This is a genomic window from Schnuerera sp. (genome assembly GCF_035459645.1).
GTDB lineage: Bacteria > Bacillota > Clostridia > Tissierellales > Tepidimicrobiaceae > Schnuerera.
Map to the genome: position 1 here is coordinate 1 of NZ_DATHXO010000117.1, position 3153 is coordinate 3153.

4 protein-coding genes and 1 pseudogene are annotated in these 3153 nt (G+C 27.6%); all 5 read left to right on the forward strand.

The genetic code is table 11. From position 1 onward, the window contains the following. Positions 1-183: pseudogene (locus VK998_RS02805) on the forward strand (tRNA (guanosine(37)-N1)-methyltransferase TrmD); the annotation flags it as partial. A 109-nt stretch (positions 184-292) separates the two neighbouring features. After that, a complete protein-coding gene (rplS, locus tag VK998_RS02810; protein ID WP_325225235.1) occupies positions 293-640 on the forward strand; it encodes a 50S ribosomal protein L19 in 348 nt (115 codons plus the stop codon). Positions 641-693: 53 nt separating this feature from the next. After that, positions 694-1539 carry a ribosome biogenesis GTPase YlqF gene (gene ylqF, locus VK998_RS02815; protein WP_325225237.1) on the forward strand — a complete coding sequence of 282 codons (846 nt, stop codon included), beginning with the start codon at positions 694-696 and terminating at the stop codon, positions 1537-1539. Positions 1540-1561: 22 nt separating this feature from the next. Continuing rightward, a complete protein-coding gene (locus VK998_RS02820; protein ID WP_325225240.1) occupies positions 1562-2173 on the forward strand; it encodes a ribonuclease HII in 612 nt (203 codons plus the stop codon). A gap of 13 nt (positions 2174-2186) precedes the next feature. Continuing rightward, on the forward strand, positions 2187-3153 hold a 967-nt coding region (locus VK998_RS02825; RefSeq protein WP_325225243.1), incomplete at its 3' end, for a hypothetical protein.

The window sequence follows — 3153 nt, forward strand, 5'->3', positions numbered from 1 at the left end:
GAAGGCCTAACGGTACCAGAAGTGTTACTATCTGGTGATCATAATAAGATTAAAGATTGGAAAAAATACCAATCTTTAAAAAACACCTATATGAAAAGACCAGATTTATTAGATAAGTATGAATTCAGTGAAGAAGAGATAAAAATTTTTAAAAAAATAAAAGAAAAAGTAGAAAAAAAATAAGTTGTATTTTATAAATACATATGCTATAATACAGAACGTATGGAATTAAGGATGGTCCTCTGTCATAATTTGATGACAAGAACGTCTATGGAGAAGGGAGGTTTGAACAGTGGATATAATAAGAGTTTTAGAAGATGAACAAATGAAAGATAACCTACCTGATTTAAACGTAGGTGATACTGTTCAAGTTCATTATAAGATAAAAGAAGGTACCCGTGAAAGAATACAGATATTTGAAGGTACAGTAATTAAAAGACAAGGTGGAGGAATAAGAGAAACATTTACTGTAAGAAGGTTATCTTATGGTGTTGGTGTTGAAAGAACATTCCCTCTACATTCTCCAAGGATTGAAAAACTTGTTATAACTAGGAAAGGTAAAGTAAGAAGATCTAAACTTTACTATTTAAGAGAAAGACAAGGTAAGTCAGCTAAAGTAAAAGAAAAGAAAATCTATTGATGTATTGGGACTTTTATAGTCCCAATTTTATTTATAAAAAAGTAGGTGAATGTATGAATATTAACTGGTATCCAGGACATATGAAAAAAACCAAAGAATCCATTAAGAAAAACTTATCTTTAGTCGACATAGTTTATGAAGTTATAGATGCTCGAATACCTTTTAGCAGTCAGAATCCTGATATTGATGGAATCTTAGGTAAAAAACCTAGACTGATAATTTTAAATAAATCTGATTTAGCAAATAAGGAAGCCAATAAAAAATGGCAAGATTATTTTAAAAATAAAGGAATTTCTTCTGTTATAGTTAACTCCGCTAAAAATAAAGGTCTTGAAAAGATAATAGATTTATCCTATATGTTGACTGAGGAAAAAATAAAGAGGCTAGCTAAAAAAGGTATAAAAAACAGACCTATTAGGGCCATGATAGTTGGGGTTCCTAATGTAGGAAAATCTACCTTAATTAACAGTTTATCTAAAAGAAAAGGAACAAAAGTTGGCAATAAACCTGGTGTGACAAGAGCAAATCAATGGATAAAAATAAAAGGGGATTTAGAATTATTAGATACACCAGGAATACTATGGCCTAAATTTGAAGATAAAGAAGTAGGATTAAATCTTGCTTTTACTGGAGCCATTAAGGATGAATTATTAGATGTAGAAAATTTGGCTATAAAATTAGTAGAAAGACTTAATTCTATATCTAAAAGTTTCATCGAAGAAAGATATAATATCTTAGTTGGCCATAAAGCACCTTATGATATCATGTTAGAAATCGGAAAAAGAAGAGGGTGTTTTATAAAAGGTGGAGAAATAAATTTCACTAAAACAAGTTATATAGTTTTGGATGAATTTAGAAAAGGATTAATTGGGAAAATTACATTGGAATTCCCCAATTAATCCTTAACACAGGAGGGTTCATATGCAGCTTAAAATAGAAAAGGAAATAGAGAATAAAGGCTTTAAATTAATTGGTTGTATTGATGAAGTAGGAAGAGGGTGTTTAGCTGGGGATGTGGTGGCCTGTGCAGTTATTATGCCTAAAGATATGGTGATTGATGGTGTTAACGATTCAAAAAAACTATCTGCTAAAAAAAGGGAAGAACTATATAATATAATTGTTAAAAATGCTATTGCTATAGGTATAGGTAAGATAGGCCCAAATATTATTGATGAGATAAATATAAAAGAAAGTACTAGATTAGCAATGCAAAAGGCAGTATTAAACCTAAAGGATAAAGATGGTCAAAGAGTAATTCCAGACTATCTATTGGTGGATGCAGAAAACATACCAATTGATATACCTCAATTGAGCTTAGTAAAAGGAGACCAAAGAAGCCATGGTATTGCATGTGCTTCTATTGTAGCAAAAGTATATAGAGATAGATTATGTGAAAAATGGGGTAAAGAATACAAAGGGTACAAAATCGAAAAAAATAAGGGATATGGCACTAAAGAACATAGGGATGCTATTAACGAGATTGGGCCTTCGCCTATACATAGGATGACTTTTTTAAAACGTATAATTAAATAAGGTGGTGAATATTGTGAAGATTAAGGATTTTGTTAATTCAAAAAAGTTGTTTCTGGAAACAAGGAAAGATTTTTTTAAAAAAGGTAATTTAATTAAAGGTGAAATATTAGAAACTGATGATAATACTGCTTTAATAAAGATTGAAAATATTGGTATGATTAAAGCAAGCTCTGAACAACCTTTAGATTCTCATAAAGGCAAAACCTTAAACTTCATAATAGTAGATATATTTCCAGATAAAATTTTTTTAAAACCTATTTTTAATGATATAGAGCAAAATACTACTTTCTTTTCTGAAAATAATAAAGAAGAATATTTGACAAATATTTTAAAGGAATTTAATATTAAACCTAGTCCTACTTCTATTGATTTCCTTGATAATTTGATTAAATTTAATCTTCCAATCAATAAAAACAATTTAGTTTCTGGAATTGGGGTATTAGATAAACTAGTACATTTTATTAATACAAAAGATGATGAAATGATCATTTTAGCTAATAACAATAAAGAAATTATAAATGTAGAAAAGGAAGATATTAGGAATTTTATTGTTGTAAAAGAAGATGTAGATAAACTTCAAATGAATTTTAAAGATAATATCAATATAGTTATAAAAAAATCTATAAATAATTTTTCCACTAACAAAATTGACAATAGATTGATAAAGACGATTATTTTTTTCCTTAAATACGATATAAAACCTACTTTAAATAATATAAAATATTTTTTGGAGTTAAATGAAAATTTAACATTATTTTCTAAAGATTTTGAAAAAATTAAAGATATCATGGATAAAAAGTTTACAAATCAGATGAAAAGGATTATGATTGATATTGGTAGTCCTAAAAATCAAATTGAAAAAAACAGCTCTAAATATAATAAAAGTTTGGATAAATTGATTGATTTTATTAAAGATTATGGTTCTAATGCTAATAGCAAGTTCAATGATAATATCGAAGAAATAGTAAATAAGATACAAT

Bases quoted from the DNA above. Each gene is read 5' to 3' on its own strand.
- ylqF (WP_325225237.1), top strand. From the start codon at position 694: ATGAATATTAACTGGTATCCAGGACATATGAAAAAAACCAAAGAATCC.
- VK998_RS02820 (WP_325225240.1), top strand. From the start codon at position 1,562: ATGCAGCTTAAAATAGAAAAGGAAATAGAGAATAAAGGCTTTAAATTA.